Raw genomic sequence first — 22388 nt, 5'->3', positions numbered from 1 at the left:
GGGCGAGGGGGAAAGGGAGCCGATCCTCAAGCTGTTCAAATCTGAGTTCGGCTCAAAAGTTCAGATCGATACAACAAGCCCACCCCTCTCCCCCGGGAGAGAGTTAGGGCGCTTTTCAAGACGTTCAAATCCTGAGTTCGACTCGGAATTCCAGGTTGACGCAACAACCCCAACCACCCCGATCAGTCCCCTCTCCCTCCGGGAGAGGGTTAGGGTGAGGGCGCTCTTCGTTCCAGCGCATAAATCCCGACCGAACATCTATTCTTCATAAAGGTCAACCAAGGGAGAACAACAGCGGAGGGATGATCACCGTGCACATTGCCGACATCACCATGTTCTACGCCCCGGCCAGCGGCGGCGTGCGTACTTATCTGGATGCCAAGCACCGTCGGCTGGGCATCAAATCCGGGATTCGCCACAGCTTGCTGATTCCCGGCGCAAAATTCGGCGAACACGATGGTGTGTACACGGTTCCCGCCCCCGCCCTGCCCTTCGGCAAGGGTTATCGCTTTCCGGTACGCCTGGCCCCGTGGCGAAATGTCCTTCAGGATTTGCAGCCGGACCTGATTGAAGTCGGCGATCCGTACCTCACAGCGTGGGCTGCTCTGGATGCCCGGCGACAGCTGGATGTGCCGGTGATCGGCTTTTATCATTCCGACCTGCCGCTGTTGGTCAGTAACCGCATGGGCCAGTGGGTCACGCCGAACATCGAGGCTTACGTCACCAAGCTCTACGGCAACTTTGACCGGGTTCTCGCGCCCAGTCAGGTCATGGCTGACAAACTCATCGGGCTCGGTGTGCGCAACGTCTTTGTGCAACCACTGGGTGTCGATCTGCAAACCTTCAACCCTGCCGCCCGTGATTCAGGCCTGCGCGCCGAGCTGGGGATCGACGAAGACACGCGTCTGCTGATCTTCGCCGGGCGCGGTTCGAAGGAGAAAAACCTGCCAGTGCTGCTCAAATGCATGCAACGCCTCGGCCCACGCTATCACTTGCTGTTGGTCGGCTCGTCGATGCCCGCCGTGGTGCCGGATAACGTCAGTGTCATCAATGAATTCTGCACCGCAGCGACCGTGGCACGGTTGATGGCCAGTGCCGATGCGCTGCTGCACGCTGGTGATCAGGAAACTTTCGGCCTGGTGATCCTTGAGGCCATGGCTTGCGGTATTCCGGTCGTGGCGGTGGCGGCCGGGGCGTTTGAAGAAATCGTCGCCGATTCCTGCGGCCTGCTCTGCGCACCGAATAACCCGCAGGCGATGGCCAATGCCGTGCGCGAATTGTTCAGTCGCGGCGTTTGCAAACTTGGCGCTCAGGCGCGCCAACATGTCGAACACCATTACGCCTGGGACACGGTCGTCGATAGCCTGCTGAGTCACTACCACGCGGTCCTCGGCCAGGCGATTCCTCGGGTGGCTAATGGCTGATCTCCTGAACCAACCCGCTGTGCTGCTGGTGTTGCATGATGTGGCGCCATCGACCTGGGCGGATTATCAACCGTTTGTCGAGGCGGTCGATGCACTCGGCAACGTGCCGATGACCTGGCTGGTGGTGCCGGACTTCCATCGCCACGACAATCTCGATGCGCACGCGGATTTTCGGCAGTTGCTGAGCGAGCGCGTCGCCCGTGGCGATGAATTGGCCCTTCACGGTTTTTTCCATGATGACCCGGAGCCTCGACCGCACACACCAAGAGACTGGTTCATGCGGCGCGTCTATACCCATGAGGGCGAGTTCTATCATTTGTCCCACGAGGCTGCCCTCGCCCGTTTACGCGCCGGCATTGAAATGTTCCAGCGCTACGACTGGCCATTGCACGGCTTCGTCGCTCCGGCCTGGTTGATGAGCGAAGGTACGCGCCAGGCGCTGCGCGAATTGCCGTTGCGCTACACCAGTGATCCACAGCATCTGTATCGTTTGCCCGATTTCACCCCTATCGACGCACCGGGTTTGGTCTGGAGTGCCCGCAGCGCCTGGCGTCGTGGCCTGTCAAAAATCCTCAGCGACCAACGTGAACAGCGCTGGCGCCAAGCGCCGGTGATTCGGCTAGGATTGCACCCGGTGGACATGCGCCACGGGTTCTCCCGCGACTATTGGCGCAATACCCTTGAACGGCTCCTGACGGATGGACGAGTACCGATGACCAAAATCAACTGGCTGGCCCAACAGCGCGGTCAACTGGAACGCGCCGCATGAACCGCGGCATTGTGCTGCTGATCGGACTGCTCGCTGCGGTGCTGATCCCGCTGCTGCTCGGTGGCAGTGACATCTGGGCGCGCCTGCAAAGTTTTCCCCTGAAGTGGCTGCTGATCATGTTTGGCATGATTCTGCTGTGCTGGGGCATCAACACCTTGCGCCTGCGGTTGCTGCTGGGCGATCAACGCGATCGCGTCACGCCGCTGAAAAGCCTGGGCGTGGTCATGGCGGCCGAGTTCGCCTATTGCGCGACACCCGGCGGCAGCGGCGGACCGCTGACGATCATGGCGCTGTTGGCCCGCTGCGGCGTACGACCGGCCCGTGGCAGTGCGGTGTTTGCCATGGATCAACTCAGCGATCTGCTGTTCTTTCTCTGCGCTCTGAGCGGAATTCTGATTTACGCCCTGTTTCAACACCTCAGCGACCGCATGGAATGGCTGCTGATTATCAGCGCCGTGTCGCTGTTCGGCGGGTTGTGCAGTTGTGTGCTGCTGGCGCGCTACCACCGTCGGCTGATCCGCCTGAGCGGCCGGGTGCTGGCACGCATGAACGTGCACCCCAGCACCCGTCGCCGCTGGGCACGCAAGCTGCTGCATTTTCTCGCGGCATTTATCGATACGCTGAAATTGCCATGGCAAACCTTGAGCAAAGTCTTCGCCCTGACCTGTGTGCATTGGCTGCTGCGCTACAGCGTGCTGTATCTGGCATTGCGCGGACTGGGAGCGGATTTGCAGTGGGCCTGGAGTTTTCTGGTGCAGATGCTTTCGCTGGGCGCCGGGCAGTTCAGTCTGTTGCCCGGCGGCGCGGGCGCTGCGGAGTTGACCTCGGCGGCGCTGCTGGCACCCATGGTCGGCAAATCGACAGCAGCGGCGGCGATTCTGATCTGGCGGGTGGTGACGTTTTATTTTTATCTGGTGGTGGGTGGGCCGGTGTTTCTGCTGATGCTTGGGCGACCGCTGCTGAGGAAACTGATGAAAGTCAGGCAGGCTTCTTAGCCTCTTCCTGTTCATCATTGAGTTGTTCCCACAACTCGGCCGCACCGGGAAACTCGGTGCCATCCTCCGGGCTCATATCATCCGGGTCATAACGACTCAAACAACCCTCGCCCACAGTAGCGGGTGCTTTGGAAGTGGCTTTGTCCAGTGGATCGCTCATGGCTTTTCCTCGGATCAAAAAACGGCAACGGGACTTATACGAAAAAGGGCCTGGACGATTGAACGCCCAGGCCTTTCCTTTTTCAAGCATCCGTGAGTTCGATCAGAACACCACAGTCTTGTTGCCGTGCACTAGCACTCGATCTTCGAGGTGATAACGCAGACCGCGCGCCAGAACCATCTTCTCGACGTCACGACCGAAACGCACCATGTCTTCGATGCTGTCGCTGTGGCTGACGCGCACAACGTCCTGCTCGATGATCGGCCCCGCGTCCAGCTCTTCGGTCACGTAATGGCAGGTCGCGCCGATCAGCTTCACGCCACGCAGGGACGCCTGGTGATAAGGCTTGGCGCCGACGAACGACGGCAGGAAGCTGTGGTGAATATTGATGACCTGATGCGCATATTCGCGGCACAGCGCCGGCGGCAGGATTTGCATGTAGCGCGCCAATACGACAACTTCGGCGTCGTGTTGTTTGACCAGACGCGACACTTCGGCGAAGGCCGGTTCCTTGTCCTGCGGATTGACCGGAACATGGTAATAAGGAATGCCGTGCCACTCGACCATGCTTCGCAGGTCGTCATGATTGGAAATCACGCAGGATATTTCGCAATCCAGTTCATCGCTGTGCCAGCGGTGCAGCAGGTCAGCCAGGCAGTGTGATTCGCGGCTGGCCATCAACACCACGCGTTTTTTCTGCTCGGTATCGGTGATGCGCCAGTCCATCGAGAACTCTTCGGCGATTGGCGCAAACTTCTCGCGCAATACTTCAATACCGAACGGCAGCGAATCGGCACGGATCTCGTGACGCATGAAGAACCAGCCAACCTGATTGTCGGAGTGGTGGCTCGCTTCGGTGATCCAGCCGTTGTGGGATGCCAGAAAATTACTGACTTTGGCAACGATGCCAACGCGGTCCGGGCAAGAAATCACCAGCCGAAAAGTGCGCATGAGGGGGTAACTCCAGAACTTCGCAAAGGCCGCCATTCTAGCGACTGCGCAGGAAAACTGCAGTATCGATGAACGCGCGCGCGCGACGGCCCCCGCAGCATGACGTTTTTTCACAGGATCACCGTCAACTTGCCCACCCACCAGTGGCCCTCTTGTGCCGGTCACTGTGAATATCTGTGATGACTGCATCACACTATTAAACTGAACATTCAATTTGCTGCTAATTCTTGTAACTCATTTAAATAAAAAACCCGGTTAAATGTTTACTTGATGAAACAGCCTGACTATTATTGCGCCACTGTCCCCTGCAATTCAGCACTCTACTAAGGTAGTAATCATGTCCTTGATCAACGAATATCGCGCCACCGAAGAAGCAATCAAAGAGCTGCAAGCCCGTTTGAAGAACCTGTCGCAAGACGACAAACTGCAAACCGAGCTGGAATTCGAAGGCAAACTGCGCACCCTGATGGGCGAATACTCCAAATCCCTGCGTGACATCATCGCGCTGCTGGATCCGGAATCGAAAACCAAAGCACCACGCGGCGGCGCAGTCAAAACTACCGGCACCAAGCGTGCTCGCAAAGTTAAACAATACAAAAACCCGCACAACGGCGAAGTCATCGAAACCAAAGGTGGCAACCACAAAACTCTGAAAGAGTGGAAAGCCAAGTGGGGCGGTGACGTGGTTGAAGGCTGGGCTACCCTGCTGGGCTAAGCCGCAACGCCTTCGCAGAGCAATCCGCGAAAACAGAAACGCCAGCGAATGCTGGCGTTTTTTTATGCTTGGAATTTGCTCCCGGCCATGTTCGATTTCAAAGATTCAAACGTTTGCGTAATGCCTGGACATAATTCTGCCATTCATTGAGCACCTCTTTTTGCATCGGTGTCGCACTTAGCAACCATTGCTCTGCGGCCTCCGTAAAAGATTTCAAGGTATTGGGTGCACCCCATTCAGGCTCGGACAAACGCTGCCGCGAAAATATTTGCCAGCGTTCCTGCTCTTCAGGATTCAACGTCTCTGGAAAGTTGCGTGCTCGATATCGAAAGAGTAATTCAGGCAAACGTTCATCATCGAAAGGCCATTGCTCTTGCGCCAATTGAGCAGGATCGGCCGCTCTGACTTGCTCACATAGACGCCGGTCGCGGTCACCGATAAATCCGTCGTACAACTGTTGTTCCGGATCCTCGCTCGGGGTGAAATCTTCACCGGCATAAATCGTCGCAACTTTATCTTTCCAAACTTGTTGTGCGTCAGTTAGTCGCAGCGTTCGTTCCTGATAAAGCGCCATGTCCAGGCCCAGCCGTTGCTGATCCTGCGCACGCAATACCGTCAGCGGTGCCACCACCGGGCAACGGTTTATATGAATCAGCTTGAGCGGCACCGGCAACTCGCCTTCCAGCAAATCGTCACGGCGGGTGTACAAACGCTGGCGCAGGGTTTGCGCATCCAGATCGAGCAAGCCCTGCGGATCGAGGTGCAAGTCGCAGACGATCAAGGCGTTGCGGTTTTTCGGGTGCCAGGCCAGCGGCAGCACAACGCCGACATAACTGCGCGCCGCGGAGAAGCGTCCGCTGATATGCACCATGGGCTGTAACAGGCGAATCTGATCCATGACCTTTTGCTTGCTGCGCAACTGGAACAGCCAGTCGTACAGCTTAGGCTGCTTGTCACGGATCAACCGCGCCAGCGCGATGGTCGCACGCACGTCCGACAAGGCTTCGTGGGCATGCCCGTGATCAATGTTGTTGGCGGCCGTCAGGCGGTCGAGCTTGAGGGTCACCCGCCCTTCGTCATCGGTCGGCCAGACCAGCCCGTCCGGACGCAAGGCATACGCGGCACGCACCACGTCGATCAAGTCCCAGCGACTGTTGCCGCCCTGCCATTCGCGCGCGTACGGGTCGAAGAAATTGCGATACAAACTGTAGCGGGTCATCTCGTCGTCGAACCGCAAGGTGTTGTAACCCGCACCACACGTGCCGGGAGCGGCCAGTTGCGCGTGCACCCGGGTCATGAAATCGGCTTCGCTCAAACCCTTTTCGGCGAGCTGGCTCGGGGTAATGCCAGTGATCGCGCACGCGGCCGGGTGCGGCAGGATGTCTTCGCTGGGCTGACAGTAGAGATTGACCGGCTCGTCGATTTCGTTGAGCTCATGGTCGGTGCGAATCCCGGCAACCTGCAGCGGCCGGTCGCAACGGGGATTGATGCCGGTGGTTTCGTAGTCGTACCAGAAGATGGAAGTCACGGGCGGTTCCTGAACTGAAGATCGGCGAAGTCTAGGCGCTCAACCGCGGTCGCGGCCAGCCTCGCGTCATTCAACCACCGGGCGACACACGATGTGCAATACATAGTTATGTCGTTTTCCCCCGAGAGGCTGCTAGCATCGACCCCACTTGCATCCCGAACAGGCGAACATCAGGTAGCCCATGCTCGAACCCACAGCACCGCCAAGGAAAGCACCGCTGGCCCCCCCGCTGGATACGCGGTATCAGGTCGAAACGCCGGAGGGTATCGACTTGCCGTTGCGTCCTGCCGGGTTGATGGTGCGAGCCATCGCTTTCGCGATCGATCTGGGGATTCGTGGCTTGATCATGGGCGTGCTGTTTATTGTGCTGGCGTTGCTCGGCAGACTCGGCATGGGCCTTGGCTCGCTGCTGTTGTTTGCGATCAGCTGGTGGTACATGGTGCTGTTCGAAGTGCTGCGTCAGGGGCGCTCGCCGGGTAAACAATGGATGGGATTGCGGGTGGTGCACGACGACGGCACCCCCATCGGCTGGTCGGCCTCCTTGCTGCGCAACCTGCTGCGTTTTGTCGACCTGCTGCCGTTCGGCTACTTCCTCGGCGCCATCAGTTGCCTGCAACACCCGACCTTCAAACGTCTGGGCGATATCGCCGCCGGTACGCTGGTGGTGTACAGCGAACGCCCGCTGACCCGCCCGCAATTACCCGACGCCGAACCCCGCCGCGCGCCCGTGCCGCTCACCCTGAGCGAGCAACGTGCTGTGCTCGGGTTTGCGGAACGCCAAGGTGAACTGTCACCTGCACGGGTCAATGAGCTGGCCGGTTTGCTGGCCCAGCCGCTGCATATTTCCGCCCCCAAAGCCGTCGCCGAACTCAACGGGATCGCTCGCGGTTTGTTGGGCCCGACATGAAGCAAAGTCTTTTCGAAAGTCGCCACAAGGCCGAATGGGAGCGTTTTGCGCTGGCCCTTGAACGCCTCGAACGGGGCAAGGAAACCTCGCAAGTGGCGGGTTTCCCCAAGGCATATCGACGCCTTTGCCAACACCTGGCGCTGGCGCAGGAACGCGGCTACAGCAGTTTTCTCATCGACTCTCTGCAACAACAGGTGTTGCGCGGCCATCAACAGCTGTACCGGCATCGCAGTCGACTGGGCGCCAACCTGATCGGCTTCATCCTCGCCGGCTTCCCCCGACTGGTGCGCAGCGAATGGCCCTTCGTGCTGGTCGCCGGCCTGCTGTTTTTTGGCAGCCTGATCGGCGTCGGCGTGCTGGTCTACATGTTCCCCGAGTTGGTTTACAACCTCATCCCCGCCGATCAAGTGCGTGAAATGCAAAGCATGTACGACCCGGTGGCCGGCCACCTCGGGCGCCCGGCCGAACGAGCTGCCAGCGAAGACTGGGTGATGTTCGGTTACTACGTGATGCACAACATCGGCATTGCCTTTCAGACGTTCGCCAGCGGTTTGCTGATGGGCGTGGGCAGCGCGTTTTTCCTGTTCTACAACGGTCTGGTCATCGGCGCCGTGGCCGGGCACCTGAGCGACATCGGTTTCGGCCAGTCTTTCTGGTCATTCGTCATCGCCCATGGCGCTTTCGAACTGACGGCCATCGCCCTGGCCGGCGCCGCGGGGCTCGAACTGGGCTGGGCATTGATCGCACCGGGGCGCCTGACCCGTACAGAAGCGTTGAAACGCGCCGCCCGCAAGAGCGTGTTGCTGATCTGTGGGGTCATGCTGTTCTTGCTGATCGCAGCGTTCATCGAAGCGTACTGGTCGTCGAAAACCAGCGTCGCGCCGCTCACCAAATACCTTGTCGGCGCCGGTCTGTGGATATTGGTCGCAAGCTATTTGCTGTTCGCCGGAAGGACCCGTCATGCGCCTGAGTGATGCCACCGTGGTGATCCGCCCGCGCACAACATGGGAAGCCATGGATCTGGGCGTGCTCATGAGCCAGCAACACCGGCGCCTGTTGATGACCAGTTGGGCCATCGTCACCCTGCCGCTGTTCGCTTTGTTGAGCGTGTTGCTATGGGACTCGCCGTCCCTGGCGGTGTTTATCTTCTGGTGGCTGAAGCCGGCCTACGAACGCCTGCCGCTGTACATTCTGTCCAAAGCCCTGTTCGGCGAAACCCCGACGCTCAAGCAAGCCCTGCGCGAGTGGCCGCGCCTGCTCAAGCCACAATTGCTGGCCAGCCTGACGTGGCGACGGCTGAGTTTCAGCCGCAGTTTCCTGATGCCTGTGGTGCAACTCGAAGGCCTGGACGGCAGTGCACGGCAACAACGTCTACAGGTGCTGCTGCAACGCAACGCCGGCGCCGCGCAGTGGCTGACCATCATCGGCGTGCATCTGGAAACGGCGCTGTGGATCGGCCTGCTGGTGCTGTTCTACCTGCTGTTGCCGCAGCAGATTGAAACCGATTGGGACTGGCAGTCGTTGATTCTCGCGGCGGATCACGAATGGCGCTGGCTGGAGCACCTGACCAATGTCTTCTATGCGCTGGTGCTGGTGGTGTGGGAGCCAATCTACGTGGCCTGCGGGTTCAGCCTCTATCTGAACCGGCGCACGCAACTGGAAGCGTGGGACATTGAACTGGTGTTCCGACGCTTGCGCCAACGGCTGAGCAGCAGCGTGCTTGGTGTGCTGCTGGCGGTGTGTCTGTTGCTGCCACCTGTGCAACCGGTCTGGGCTGCCGAGCCCGTTGATGCGCCGGACGCTCCACGTCTGTTGAATCAGCCACTGACCAGTCAGGCATCGCGCGACAGCATCAAGGCATTGCTCGAGCAACCGCCCTTCAAGAACCCGGAATCCCTCACCCGTTACCGCTTTGGCGATGACCCGGCAAACACCGCCAAAGAAGAACAACCCGGTGAAGCCCCGCAGTGGCTCAAAACCCTGCTGGGTTGGCTGGATGGCCAGCACTTCAACGCCTTGGCCACGATCATCGAAGTATTGCTGTGGGGCACATTGATCGCTGCGCTTGGCTGGCTGATCTGGCGTTACCGCGAGTTTCTGCAAGCGTTTGTCAGCCGCCGTCCGGCCCTTCCCGCCCGGGCAAAACGGCCCGCGCCGCAGCAAGCCTTCGGCCTGGATCTGAACCGCGACTCCTTGCCCGACGATATCGCCGCCCACGCCGAACAACTCTGGCAGAGTCAGCCACGCGCGGCCCTGAGCCTGCTCTATCGTGGCCTGCTCAGCCACTTGCTCCACGACTTCGATCTGACCCTGAAAGCTGCCGACACCGAAAATCAGGTGCTGGCGCGAGTCGAACAACTCCAGCGTCCGGAGCTACTCGCTTTCAGCCGCACCCTGACCACCCATTGGCAGAACATGGCCTACGGGCATCGCGTGCCGGCAGTGCACCTGCAACAACAATTGTGCGATGGCTGGCGCGCGTTATTCGGCCATGGAGCGTCCCGTTGAATCGGCGCACGCTGTGGTGGGTCGGCGCATTGCTCATCGCGCTGCTGAGTGCGCTGGGGGTTTTTCTCTTCCTTGTGGCCAAGCCTTATCAGGAACAGATCGATCACGGCCCATCGCCCGCCGCCCAGGCCAATCCCTATCTGGCGGCGGAAATGTTCTTGCGTGAGCGCGGCATCAACGTCAGCCATGCCGAAAGCCTGGCTGTGCTGCCGGATATCGAACCGCACGGGCACACCCTGCTGCTGTTCAACGACCGATCGCGGATGACTCCGCGTCAGGTCGATCAAGTCTTGAACTGGACGCGGGCGGGCGGACGGCTGGTGTTCGTTGCCGAATCGTTGTGGGATGAACAGTCAAAACAGAGCAACGACCTGTTGCTTGATCGGGTGCAACTGCATCAATCCCTGAGCAAGGATCTGAAGGATTCGCCCGCCGATCAGGAAAAAGATCCGTACCCGAAATTGACCAAGTTGTATCTGGAGGACGAAGACGCCCCGGCCTACGCCGGGTTCGACACCGACTTCCACCTCGACGACCCGAAGAATCTTGCGCAAGCCTGGGCCAACAGCGCCAAGGCCACACACATGATGCAACTGGCCTACAGCCTCGGTTCGATCACCGTGGTCACCGATGCCGAGTTGTGGAAAACCACGGCGATCGCCCAGTACGACAACGCCTGGCTGCTCTGGTACCTGAGTGCCGACACCGATGTCACGCTGATCTACAACACTGAACACGATGGCTTGCTGACGCTGCTCTGGCGCTATTTCCCGCACGCCATCGTCGCCCTGCTTGCGCTGATCGGTTTGTGGCTCTGGCAGGCCGGCGTGCGCCATGGCCCGCTTCAGGCGCCAGCCGCAAATGGCCGCCGGCAGTTGCAGGAACACTTGCGCGCCAGTGCCGATTTCATGCTTCGGCACAACGGTCAGCAAGCGCTGTTGCAGGCGCTGCAACAAGACGTGTTGCGCCGCGCCCGTCGTCGCCATCCCGGTTTTGATCAATTGAACGTTGCCGAACAATGGCTGGCGTTGTCGCGTCTGACCCGACAACCCACCCGCGCCATCAGCCAGGCCTTGAGCCCGGTGCCGAACCGGCGGATGTCCAGCGCCGATTTCTGCCGCCAGGTCGCCCACCTGCAAACCTTGAGGAACACGCTATGACTGAACAGATCGAGCCCGGCAGCGCCAGCCACGCCGCCCAGCAACGCCAGCGCGCCAGTCAACTGGCGCAAGCGGTGCGCAGCGAATTGCGCAAAGCGGTCATCGGCCAGGACCCGGTGATTGATGACGTGCTGACGGCGTTGATCGCTGGCGGCCATGTGCTGCTCGAAGGCGTTCCCGGATTGGGCAAGACCTTGCTGGTACGGGCGTTGGCGCGTTGCTTTGGCGGCGAATTCGCACGCATTCAATTCACCCCCGATCTGATGCCCAGCGACGTCACCGGCCATGCCGTGTATGACCTGCACACCGAGCAATTCAAGCTGCGCAAAGGCCCGTTGTTCACCAATCTGCTGCTGGCCGACGAGATCAACCGCGCCCCGGCGAAAACCCAGGCGGCGCTGCTCGAAGCGATGCAGGAGCGCCAGGTCACGCTGGAGGGACGCGCCCTGCCGATCGCTCAGCCATTCATGGTACTGGCGACGCAAAACCCGATCGAACAGGAAGGCACCTACCCACTGCCCGAAGCCGAACTCGACCGCTTCATGCTCAAGGTGCGCATGGACTACCCCGACGCGGAACAGGAACTGAGCATGGTGCGGCAGGTCAGTCGCTCGACCCGCGCCGACATGCTTGATGTGCAGCCGTTGCGCACCGTGCTGCAAGCCAAGGACGTGCAGGCCCTGCAACGTATCGCCAGTGATTTGCCGCTGGATGATCAGGTGCTCGATTACGCCGTGCGCCTGGCGCGCAGCACTCGCACCTGGCCAGGCCTGACCCTCGGTGCCGGGCCTCGCGCCACGATTGCGCTGGTGCGGTGTGCCCGCGCCAGAGCCTTGTTACGCGGCGGTGAGTTCGTGATTCCGGATGACCTCAAGGGCTGCGCGCTGGCGGTGTTGCGCCATCGTGTGCGCATTGCCCCGGAGCTGGACATCGAAGGCCTGCAAGTCGATCAGGTGCTGCAGCAACTGCTCGACCAAGTCCCGGCGCCGCGTCTGTGAAACCCTCGAAACTCTTATTGAGCTGGGTCGCCGTGCTGCTGGCCATCGGCATCGTGCTCGGCACTTTGCAGGCATTGCAAATCGAGCTCCCGGCCAGTCTGCTGTCGATCAACTGGGGATTGCTGCTGGCACTGTTGGCGTTGGCGACACTCGACGCAGTGCGCCTCAAGCGTTTGCCCACCGTGCGGATCAAGCGACAGATGCCCGGCAGCCTCGCATTAGGACGCTGGGGTGAGGTGCAGCTCAAGGCTGAACACCATTTTTCCGAGCCGTTGAACATTCAGATTTTCGACCATGTACCCGATGGCCTGAGTTTTGAAAACCTGCCGTTGAATGTTGCGCTGCAACCGGGTCAGCACAGCCAGATCAGCTATCGTCTGCGCCCGCTCAAGCGCGGGCATTTCAGTTTCGAACAGTGCGAAATCAGCCTGCCGAGTCCACTGGGTTTATGGTCGGGCAAACGCCTGCTCAGCGTGATCGACAACACCCGGGTTTATCCGGATTTCGCGCGACTCTACGGCGGCCAATTACTGGCGGTAGACAACTGGCTCAGCCAGCTCGGCGTGCGCCAACGGCAACGTCGCGGCCAAGGGCTGGAGTTTCTTCAACTGCGAGAATTCCGCGAAGGCGACAGCCTGCGCCAGATCGACTGGAAGGCCACCGCCCGCCAACGCACACCGATTGCCCGCGAGTATCAGGACGAACGCGATCAGCAGATCATCTTCATGCTCGACTGCGGCCGACGCATGCGCAGTCAGGACGATGACCTGTCGCACTTCGATCACGCGCTCAACGCCTGCCTGCTGCTCAGTTACGTGGCCCTGCGCCAGGGCGATGCGGTGGGCTTGAGCACCTTTGCCAGTGATCAACCGCGCTACGTTGCGCCGGTGAAAGGCAATGGCCAACTCAACGTACTGCTCAATAGCGTCTATGACCTCGACAGCACGCAACGCCCCGCCGATTACCAAGCCGCCATCAACCAACTCCTGGCGCGACAAAAACGCCGGGCACTGGTGGTGCTGGTCACCAATTTGCGCGATGAGGACGATGAGGAACTGCTCAACGCAGTCAAGCGTCTGAGCAAGCAACACCGAGTGCTGGTGGCGAGCCTGCGCGAAGACACACTCGACATATTGCGTAAGTCGCCAGTGCAAACACTGCCCGAAGCATTAGCCTATTGCGGCACCGTGAGCTATTTGAACGAACGGGCAGAACTGCATGAGCGGTTGAGTGCTCATGACATCCAGTTTTTGGATTCGCGCCCCTTTGAACTAGGGGTTGGATTGGTGACACGGTATCTGGCACTCAAGAAGGCGGGTAATTTATAAGCGCTGAGCAAAACACCCTTTCTCAGTGAAAAGGTGCTTATTGCTTAGCCGCCCTACAAGCCGTGTCAAACGATCGTTCCGTCGTATCGGTTGAGAATTTCCAACTGCCCGCCTCCTTGTGAGGCAATATCTGTAGCGGCCTCACCCAATAAATTAGTGCGTTTGTAAATCTGATTGGAACCGGCTTTATTGACCGGAACACGCTCTGCCCTCTTTCCCGAAAAAACCGATGTCGCTCGAATATGACGCTGTGTCCAGTTTATATCCGGCCATTGGAACTCTGGCGTCGTCCATCGCTCAACCGTCACAAGATTATGGGCCAACGACAGGGTTAATGGCGATGACGTAATTCCCCATTCGACTAGCATCAGCTGCAAGGAGAAATCACCTGACTCGTTACTGTGGAGACAGTCCAGTTCCCAGGTTTTTCCTTCCACTGTCAACAGCTCCTCTTTCCCCAGAGCAGGTGCAATCGTCACGGCGAGGTCTGCGCCAGGCTCCCTCCCCCAAATCAGTTTTACAGGCTTGTCCAGCAAGGTGCTGGAGGGTTTGGGCCGAACGGTAAGCGTGTGCTTTGCGCCAAGACATGGAAAAGCGCCACCTCCGAAGGCAACATCAGATTCGTCAAACTTGATTTCCAGTTCCTGCGCCAAATTCACTATCTTCCCCGGCACGGTGGGTGACACCGGTAGCTCGGGAAGTAAAGGCAGGGCAAATTCCAATTTAAAAGCTCCGCTGGGTGCGCCATTTGTTCTGATAGTCCAACTCAGCGAAGTGGTGTCCTCGGCCATTTCAATCAACTGCCCTAAAGGAGGATCGAAAACCAGCCCTTGTCCCTCTTGGCCGGACTGGTATCGCATAGTAATAAAGGCGTCCGGATCGCCGATCAGCCAACTGTATTCATAGTCCAGTGTCAGTGTGCATTCGTCGTTGTCCAATAAATTCAGCGCCAGGTCAGGCCACCTCACACGTTGACCATTAACGTAGGGCGCAAACTCTTGCAGCCAGGTATTTGAGTGGGGCATCGCATTAGTACTCATGCTTATAACTCCCTTGTAAAACGCCAGAGCAAACTAACTAAATAGATGAATGACTTCCCCCAATAAGGTCAGTCAGCATTCGGCACCAGCACAAACTCAATCGACCGAACTTGCCATCCGGCAAACCCACCCTTGACAGAGGCCTGGAGCCACGCACGTCTTATGCCTGGTAATCTGAATTCGACCCGTGCATCGCCGTGGACATCTGTTCTGGTCGGCGCAAGAATTCTGTCAGGGTATTCCCACTCCACTTCGACGTCAGGCAATGGCTCACCGGTAAGGGCCGAAACGACATTGACGACAGCTGAAACCCGCTCTCCGACCTGGCCACTGGGCTTTGGACTGGTGAGTGAGTGAATTTGCCGGGGCTCATTAAGGAAGAACGGCAACGTAAGTGTCTCCGAGTACTGCGCATCGCCAACCGTAGCCGTCAACTCAAACGCCCCCGGTGTGACGGGAACAAAACGAATCCTCGCTTCCCCATAAAAATTGCTTTCGGTTGTGACTTCCCCAAGATCAGGACTGCGCAAGGTGACGGTCATGCCCGCCATCGGTTTATCCGTAACCGAGGAGACCACCGTGATCTGTTCAAACACCTCATCACCCCAGAACAACGTCTGGTTGACGGTCTGACGCTCGGCAATTTTTACCACCTGCGAGCCTTCCCCCAAGGACATCGCGTTCACCGGGGACAAGTTCGCCAGTCGATCGGAGGCCAAGCACAACCCGAAGCTGCCATCCACAACGCTATCGACGATGAATTGACAATCGAACCCTTCCGTCAAGAATGGAATCGGCTTCCCGAGCGCAGGTTCAAGAAAACGTATGCCTAACTGCGCAGGCCCGGTGCCCGTCATCCCCAGCGCGAGCTGGTGATTGAACAGTTCACTGTTTTGCGCTGCCGTGACTCTGAGCGTGTAGATGCCTTTACGCCGCGGGAAGTAGGTCTTTTCACCCCACGCCTGGGCCGGCTGGCCTTCATAGCTGACCATCAACCCGTCCCACGGATTTCTCGCCAGCGCTTTGACCTGAATTGAGCCCGAGTCTGTGTAGCCATCGAAATCGCTGTCTACCAACGCGATCACCGAATGCTCGCCGGGCGTTGTCGGTGCAAAGGGGAAACGGCTCCACCCTTCATCATCGGTCGGTGCAATGTCACCGCCGACGCCGTCCCGCCATTTCACGTTGGCTTGCCCCACCGGCCGGCCGGTGTAGTGCGAAAAGACCTGTGCCCACAACCACACCGGTTCTTGACCAACGACCAGGTCCACTGCCGATTCGAGCACGGTCTGAATCCTGACTTTGTTGTGATACAGCTCCATCGGTTTAGCGACAGCAACAAAGTCCAGTTCAGGCACGCCGACGGTCAGATCGAAACGCCCCCGCTGCTCGCTGGCGGAAAAGTCCAGCGTCCACGCCACGCCACCATCATCCAAGGTTCGAGCAACATCCAGCGCCGGCTCAACCGTTGCACCCAGCTTCTCAGCGGAATCTCCCGTCCATTTCACTTCAGCCTTCAGCCCCACTAACGGACTTAGGGCATTGGGCAAGATTTTGAAATGGTGAATGGCCCCCAGACACGGATAAAACAATTGTTCGTCCAACTGCGCCCGAACTTGATCGAGCATCAGTTGCACTTCTTTATTCAGGTCCGCCGCCAGCAACCTCCCGGGCAGCGCTCGAACAGCGCTTTCGCCATTAAGGCGTAACTCCAGATCGAACAAACTGCTGGTACTGTTATCTACCGCAGACTCCAGGGTCCACTCCGCGCCTGTTTCCCCGATCCCCTGCCATTGTCCAAGGTCAGAGGGGGTCAACCCGATGCCCGGGTCACCGCCACGCCAATTCAACCTGATGAATTGGCCGATCCAGGGGCTGTTGGCGACTGGCTCGACCTTCAGAGTATGGGTCTGCCCACGTCGGCAGAGCAGACCGACCGATTTCAGATCGACTGTCTTGCCGTCGAGCAGGATCTGCACATGGCTCTTCCAGGGGCTGGTCGCAATGGCGTGAACGGCGAAGTCTCGAGTGATCGAGGCCGCTTCGGGATGTGCCTTGATGTAGGCGGTGACCACAAAGTCGCCTGCGGTTTTCGGCGTGTACAACAAGCTTGCCCAGCCACCCGCGCCGGTCACGCACTCTATGACCTCACCTTCAGGTGTTCGCCAGTCCACCAGCGCATTGCTGACCGGAGCGCCATCGCCCAAGGAGGCCTGATACAGCACCTGCACCCGCAACAGCACACTTTCTTCTTCGTCCACGATCGGCGACTTGTTGGCCTCATGCACCTTGCCGATCTTTACCTGGTTGCGCGCCAGCGACATCGGTTTTGGCGGCGAGAGGTGCAACAGTTTCGAACAGCGCAGTGTCAGCTGGAATCGCCCATCGATTTTGTCGTCACAGATCAGCTTCCACGCCAGATCTCCCGATGTCACAGGCACCGGAGTACCGAGCGCCGGGCTGACGTCAACGCCGAGTTGATCAGCGCTATCGCCTTGCCAAAACATTGAAAGTTCGGTGCCGGCGAAGAGGCTGTCCTCAGCAAATCTCAGCTGAACCGAATGGGAACTGCCCCGGTTCGGATAACCTTGCGCCTCCCAGGCCGTCAACCTGCCATCCACAACGGCCTGCAGCTCTGGCCACGGATCCTTCGCGAGCACCGTGACCTGAAACGTTCGAATGACGACACCATCGGTGTAATAGGGGCTGGCAACCGACGCGGTGACATCAAAATCACCGGCAGCGGTCGGCTGATAGACATAGTCACACCAGCCGTTTTCATCGGTGACGGTCGAGTCTTTCAGACCTTGCCCTTCAACCGACCAGGTGACTACCTGGCCAGCCATAGGCTGCCGTGTGTAATACGACACCACCCGCGCACCCAGCCTTACATTCTGCCCGTGCTCCAGCACCGGGTAATGGGCAGCTTCGCGCTCATCCGTGAACGCCAACCGGTGATGCCCAAGCAACACCGGGATAACGTAGGGCATGGCGCTGTAGCGGTTATCCAGGGTCAAATCAAATTCATGACTTTGCTGATCTTCGATCCGCGGGCTATCGAGCAGCCATTCTGCTTCCACCGACTGATTCACCCCCCAGGCGGGTTTGGCGGTCACCGCCTCCTGCGGATTGCGCTCAGCATTCAGCGACGCGCCACTGCCCAGCCAGATACTGTCGGATTCGGGCAAGAACTTCAGTTTATGGGGTTGCCCAGCTTCTTTCGTTCCCAAGCACAGGTATAACGGGGCGCCTGGCAGCAGCGTCTGCCCATCGAGTTGTATTTTTTCCAGCGTCAATGGCGTCAGATGCAGCAGCAATTTTACGCGCGTTATACGGATGTTCGATTGCCTGTCCGAAGGGTCATTCTTCGGGCTGGTGATCTCGATGGTCAGTTCATCATCCCGTGACACTTGCACGAGTTCCTGAACATATTCAATCGGTTGGAAATACAGTGGCTTTCCGCCTACAGGAGAAGACGGAGCTTGATCCAGACGGTTCGCCCCCCCGGGTTTAAGCTCGATAGCGAGTAATTCATCCCCCTTTCTGAGGATTCGCACCCAACCTGACTGGACATGTCGCACCTCACAAAGAAAGCTCAACGCATATCGCGCATTGACGCTTGGCTCCATGGGGATTTTGATGGTCTGCCGAACCCACCCCCCGTTGGTGGCTTCTAGAAGATTGACGCGGTCCAATCCATGAAAATCCGCTGTAATGCCGACCAGCCCACCGATTTTCCACCCCGTCAGACGTCTGAAATCCCCATTGACCACCAGACTTTCATTCGCTTGAATGACGGGTTCATCCATGATTGCGTGCTCCTTTGCCGGACTTGCCTTGTTCGGGATTTTCGATTGCGTTGACCAGATCCATCACCTGTCTGACAAACGATGCATCACCGGCTTTGCACTTGATGTTCAGGCTCACGACGGCATCGATCAGTGTTTCCAGCACCCCAGATTGCGAGAGGCTTGCCGACCACGGGAACTCCAGTTTCCAGGTGGATACGGCGCCCGTGTTTTCGAAAGAATTGAGCAGGCCTTCGTCGGGTTTCATCGCCGTCATGCCGGCGTCGGCGATGCCCGATGACAAGGCGATCTGCTGGCCGCTGCGCAAATTGAACAGCACATCGGAAGGCGCGACTCCTTGCGGATTGTGCAAGTACTGCACCGATTGCGTGGTGGCCCGGGTCGCCGTTTTGCTACTGATCTGCAGCAGCGTGGCTCGAACATCCTCGTAGGGCCCGAGCAGAACCGGCAGATTGACTTCTACCGAACTGATCTGGCGGCAGTAATGCCCCGGATGATCGCGGTCGAAGAGCAACTGCGACAAGCTGAACTCCAGCGAACCGGTTTCGCGCAACTGCTTGAGCGCTTCAGCCCAGCTCCCTGCACTTTTCTGTCGTTCGATCGGGTCGTCAAACAGTTTGCGCAGCGACACTGTTTTCGTCAGTTCGAGTCGCCGCTCATAGCGCTGCAGGTATTCGCGCTCCATGCGCAGCAAGTGCCCACGCAAATGCTCGCCTGCCGTGAAGCCATGCCGCTGGTCGAACCACACTTGAGGCATGGGGATTTGCGTATCGTAATCGCCGGTTTCGGCATTCATCGAGTTCTGCGCCGTCAGGCACAAACTCACGACCGCGTCGTAAGCCTGGTAATGCAAAGCCTTGAGCTGACCGAGCAGCCAGCCGAACAGCTCCGCATTGGTCGCGCGTTTTTTCAGGTAGTTGTAAATCGTCAACGCCTGGTGATTGGCTCGCAAGGTTTGCGCCAGGCTGGTTCGGGCAGCCGTAACTGCATGACGTTGCGCCTCGATTTGCGCATCGATGGCATCGACTTCCAACAACGCCTGATCTCGTTGCAGTTGCCAATCATCACGGCGTCGACGATAGGCTTCGGTGGTTGCCTGCTTGTCGGCGTCCATTTGCGCCACTGACGAAGCAATGCCCAACCCAAAACTGACGGCCTCAAGCGCCTGATCAATCCGATGCCCGCCATTGGCAAGCCCGATGATATTCGGCAGCGACGCCATCACCGCCGCCGCAGGCTTGATGGCGGAGGACGCCAGCGAGAGCTGTTTGGACTCGTACAGACTGTCCATGACTTCGTATTCGACAGCCGACACGTTTTCGTCATAGTTGCGTGCGTACGCCTCAGCGCGGTGCTGCGCCACGGCGCGACTTTGCTCAAGCGCCGTCACGCTGGCTTCCAGTTGCGCAATGGATTGTTCCTGCACGGTTTTGGCGTAATCGCCCAATTCCACCAGATGGGTTTGCTGCAATTCCTCCTGCTCGGCGCGATCACGCCGTTCAAGCATGCTTAGCACCTGGCCACCCAGGTCCTGCAGCGCCTGCACGGCACGCAATGCCACTTCGTAGCTAACGCGCCAGCGAAACGCGTTAACCACCAGCCTGCCGCCCATCGGCCGAGGGCCAGCGCCGCCGCCGGCTGCGAGATCACGCAGCAACTGGTTCGGATCGGTTGGCGGGCTGAACAGCGGAATCAACAGCGGTTTACCGTCAATGGTGAGGTTGTTGCGCAGGTTGTCCAGACGTTGCTGTGGCAGCGCAAACAGATCCAGCAACGGTTGATTGATCGGCTTCTTGAACGGCCCGCAGGCCAGCATGCCCAGCATGGGCGCCACATCGGAGCCAGAAGCCACGTCCGCGAGGCTGAAGTTCAGCGCCTGCTCAAAGGCTTCAAGCTCTGGGCGGGTTTCGCACTGCTTCAACAGTGAGGCAACCGTCATGGTCTGCCAACGCGACACCGTGCGCGCAGTGGGTGCCTTGCCCATCAGGAATCCCGCTTGCACGTAGCACAGCTTGGCCGCCACAAGGCTATCGCGGGTCATCTGCCGATAATGCCTGTCGCCCCAGTTCACGAGATTAATCACGTATTCGCAGAACATCAGAATCTTGAAGTGATCGGGTTTCGAATAGCCGATGGCATCCGGATCGGTGGGGGCCAAGGCTTCGCAGCCCGGGTTACCCTGGTTGTTGGCCAGCGGTCGGCAGCGCCAGTAGCGTGGTTTGCCATTAACGTCAGACTCATCCGCCGTCGCCTGTGGGTCGAACACGTAATGCAGCCAGCTCTGCGAATCGGCAAAGCGCTCTTCGTTGCCCAAGAGCTTGGCTACCAGATGCGGCAGATGGAAAAACAGCTCCCAAAAAAACAGCCCGTTGGCCCCGTCAAACGCCCCGTTGGGCTCCTTGAATATCGGATCATTTGCCGGTGGCGGTTCGACGATGAACTGAGTCTCCAAATCCAGTACCGCAGCCACGGAATTATCGGAGAGCTTGACCAACTCAGGCCCGAACAGTGAATTCAGACGGACGTACTTCAGGTACGGCGTCGGCAGGTTAAAGCCGAGAAACTGCGCCGCGTCAGCGCTGTTTTTCAGCAGGGTCGGCGCAGTGAAGTCCGACAGATTGACAATCGTCAGATTGAACTCTCTACCGCCAAAACCGGCAGTTTTCGTAGCTAGCCCGAACGCAGTGGGTTGCGCCCATGAGCCTTTGTCACGGCACACCGTCAGCGGTGTGGTTACCCAGCCACCGGCGGGGGAAAGGTGAACCTCGAGTTGTTCATCGGCCCCCGTTCCCTCTATCAACCCCATTACAAAGGGAAGCGTTGGCGGGGTGTTTGGCAATCCTGTGGGTTCACACAAACCGATCACTGTGACCTTATCAACGTTGCCTTCACGCACGGCGGTGGCCTGCAGACTCAGAAAAGGCGACAGGGACCCCTCGGGTTTGCTCACGCTAGTCATCGTTACTTGATGGCCCAATGAATGCTGAACGGTGTCCGGCGAGTCAAACCGCTCCCGTGCCACCTCCAGCCGAGTGCCGACGTCAATTGTGTCCGGGCGCATCAGCACATCGAAAATCATGTGCTTGTTCAACACATATGGCTTTTGACCCGCCGTGATCAAAACCCCCAGTTTGCCCTTCGACGAGGGACTGTCCATCAGCACCGTGGCAACCAGACGAAAATGCTCCGGTTCATCGTCGGACCTGGCATCTTCACTGTAGATATCCAGCGGCGCCGACCACTGCCCACTCTGCGTCATGAACGCGAGCTTGACACTCAAATGAGCCGGCAGAAAATCATCAGCTTTTTGGCCGGCCACCTTGTCCCGCCATTCAGCCCAAACCAGGCACAAGCGACCGTTCCAGAAAACCGGGCGCATTTCCAGCACCCGATGGGCCGGCTGAATACCAATCTCCTGCCATTCACTCCAGGCCGCGGGATTTACGCCAACGCAGGTGGACGTCAGTTCGATCTCGGCCTTGCGCCAGTAGTACTGGAACGGCTGCGCTCGCTGGCGCCCAATAAAATAGTAATCGGCCAGGTCAGGCGTGGCGCCGTCCATGTAGCAACTGAGCACATCCAGATCACAGGTCTGCTCGAATCTATGCAGGTACCCCTGCAGCGCGGTTTGCACCGAATCATTATTCAAGCGGCTCTGGTTGAGGTCGTTTTCAAGGCTCTTGAACAGGCTGGACTTGCGTTGCCGGACAAAGGGGTTGATGTAGTTTTCCGGGTAGATTGCAATCAACTGCACCGCTGCCCAGTCCGGATAGTTGTTGTATAGCTGCCATTCGGCCAGGTCACGCGGCGGGAACTGATGCGTGGTGAAGCCAGGTTCCAGCTTGCGATACACCGCATGTATGTATTGCTGCACACAACTCGTCGCCTCGGCCACCCAGGAGCTCTGCACCGCAAACGTGTCCAGCGGGTCCATCCGCAAGAGTTCGAACATATCGGCGGGCGTCTTCACAAACCCGTATTCCGCTTTATTGACTTGACCGATGCTGTATTCGAGCAGTGCAGAACGACGTTTTTCCAGCAAAACGCCAATGTCACTCAGTGCCATGATCCTTGCTCCTTGGGAAAACCCGATACA

General features: G+C 58.7%; 16 protein-coding genes. 10 read left to right on the top strand and 6 right to left on the bottom strand.

Features of this window, described 5'->3' with window-relative positions:
* Positions 1-311 precede the first annotated feature (311 nt).
* From AB4P91_RS12085 to AB4P91_RS12075, 3 genes are read left to right on the top strand one after another with little or no spacing between them, the layout of a single operon-like run.
* A complete protein-coding gene (locus AB4P91_RS12085) occupies positions 312-1424 on the top strand; it encodes a glycosyltransferase family 4 protein (RefSeq protein ID WP_395604957.1) in 1113 nt (370 codons plus the stop codon).
* Complete coding sequence (locus tag AB4P91_RS12080; protein ID WP_150592848.1) at positions 1417-2193, top strand: DUF2334 domain-containing protein; 777 nt, start codon at positions 1417-1419, stop codon at positions 2191-2193. Before AB4P91_RS12085 ends, AB4P91_RS12080 begins: the two co-directional genes overlap by 8 nt.
* Positions 2190-3188, top strand: coding sequence for a lysylphosphatidylglycerol synthase transmembrane domain-containing protein (locus AB4P91_RS12075; protein WP_150595670.1), 999 nt, complete (start codon positions 2190-2192; stop codon positions 3186-3188). Before AB4P91_RS12080 ends, AB4P91_RS12075 begins: the two co-directional genes overlap by 4 nt.
* Here the strand turns inward: AB4P91_RS12075 and AB4P91_RS12070 are convergent.
* Both AB4P91_RS12070 and purU read right to left on the bottom strand, forming a co-directional pair.
* Positions 3172-3348, bottom strand: coding sequence for a hypothetical protein (locus tag AB4P91_RS12070; protein ID WP_191627754.1), 177 nt, complete (start codon positions 3346-3348; stop codon positions 3172-3174). The genes AB4P91_RS12075 and AB4P91_RS12070 overlap by 17 nt on opposite strands.
* 102 nt (positions 3349-3450) lie before the next feature.
* Entirely contained in the window at positions 3451-4299 is an 849-nt protein-coding gene (gene purU / locus AB4P91_RS12065) for a formyltetrahydrofolate deformylase (RefSeq protein WP_042560661.1), read from the bottom strand.
* A 337-nt stretch (positions 4300-4636) separates the two neighbouring features.
* Between purU and mvaT the strand changes: the two genes are divergently transcribed.
* Entirely contained in the window at positions 4637-5014 is a 378-nt protein-coding gene (mvaT, locus tag AB4P91_RS12060) for a histone-like nucleoid-structuring protein MvaT (protein ID WP_007933316.1), read from the top strand.
* Between the two features lie 97 nt (positions 5015-5111).
* Here the strand turns inward: mvaT and sbcB are convergent, their stop codons facing one another.
* Positions 5112-6542, bottom strand: coding sequence for an exodeoxyribonuclease I (gene sbcB, locus AB4P91_RS12055; protein WP_395604870.1), 1431 nt, complete (start codon positions 6540-6542; stop codon positions 5112-5114).
* Between the two features lie 181 nt (positions 6543-6723).
* On the opposite strand from sbcB, the gene AB4P91_RS12050 reads away from it, so the two are divergent.
* The 6 genes from AB4P91_RS12050 to AB4P91_RS12025 are packed head-to-tail and all read left to right on the top strand — an operon-like array spanning position 6724 to position 13443.
* The gene (locus AB4P91_RS12050; protein ID WP_150686909.1) at positions 6724-7449 is read left to right on the top strand and encodes an RDD family protein; all 726 of its coding nucleotides are present in this window, start codon (positions 6724-6726) and stop codon (positions 7447-7449) included.
* Positions 7446-8423: a stage II sporulation protein M gene (locus AB4P91_RS12045; protein ID WP_150595673.1), complete on the top strand. Its 978-nt coding sequence runs from the start codon at positions 7446-7448 to the stop codon at positions 8421-8423. The genes AB4P91_RS12050 and AB4P91_RS12045 overlap by 4 nt, the downstream gene beginning before the upstream one ends.
* Entirely contained in the window at positions 8410-9957 is a 1548-nt protein-coding gene (locus tag AB4P91_RS12040; RefSeq protein WP_395604869.1) for a DUF4129 domain-containing protein, read from the top strand. Before AB4P91_RS12045 ends, AB4P91_RS12040 begins: the two co-directional genes overlap by 14 nt.
* Entirely contained in the window at positions 9954-11117 is a 1164-nt protein-coding gene (locus tag AB4P91_RS12035; RefSeq protein ID WP_395604868.1) for a DUF4350 domain-containing protein, read from the top strand. The genes AB4P91_RS12040 and AB4P91_RS12035 overlap by 4 nt, the downstream gene beginning before the upstream one ends.
* Entirely contained in the window at positions 11114-12115 is a 1002-nt protein-coding gene (locus AB4P91_RS12030) for an AAA family ATPase (protein ID WP_395604867.1), read from the top strand. Before AB4P91_RS12035 ends, AB4P91_RS12030 begins: the two co-directional genes overlap by 4 nt.
* The gene (locus tag AB4P91_RS12025) at positions 12112-13443 is read left to right on the top strand and encodes a DUF58 domain-containing protein (RefSeq protein ID WP_395604866.1); all 1332 of its coding nucleotides are present in this window, start codon (positions 12112-12114) and stop codon (positions 13441-13443) included. Before AB4P91_RS12030 ends, AB4P91_RS12025 begins: the two co-directional genes overlap by 4 nt.
* A 65-nt stretch (positions 13444-13508) precedes the next feature.
* On the opposite strand, the gene AB4P91_RS12020 is transcribed toward AB4P91_RS12025, so the two are convergent.
* The 3 genes from AB4P91_RS12020 to AB4P91_RS12010 form a co-directional block, all read right to left on the bottom strand.
* A complete protein-coding gene (locus tag AB4P91_RS12020) occupies positions 13509-14483 on the bottom strand; it encodes a hypothetical protein (protein ID WP_395604865.1) in 975 nt (324 codons plus the stop codon).
* 68 nt (positions 14484-14551) lie between these two features.
* On the bottom strand, positions 14552-18292 hold the full coding sequence (locus AB4P91_RS12015; protein WP_395604864.1) for an Ig-like domain-containing protein: 3741 nt from the start codon (positions 18290-18292) through the stop codon (positions 14552-14554).
* Complete coding sequence (locus AB4P91_RS12010; RefSeq protein WP_395604863.1) at positions 18285-22358, bottom strand: neuraminidase-like domain-containing protein; 4074 nt, start codon at positions 22356-22358, stop codon at positions 18285-18287. The genes AB4P91_RS12015 and AB4P91_RS12010 overlap by 8 nt, the downstream gene beginning before the upstream one ends.
* Positions 22359-22388: the final 30 nt, after the last annotated feature.

It is taken from the genome of Pseudomonas sp. B21128 (assembly GCF_044218865.1).
GTDB classification, from domain to species: Bacteria; Pseudomonadota; Gammaproteobacteria; order Pseudomonadales; family Pseudomonadaceae; genus Aquipseudomonas; species Aquipseudomonas iridis.
The sequence above is the reverse complement of the archived record's forward strand: the minus strand, read 5'-3'. Positions and strand labels throughout refer to the sequence as shown.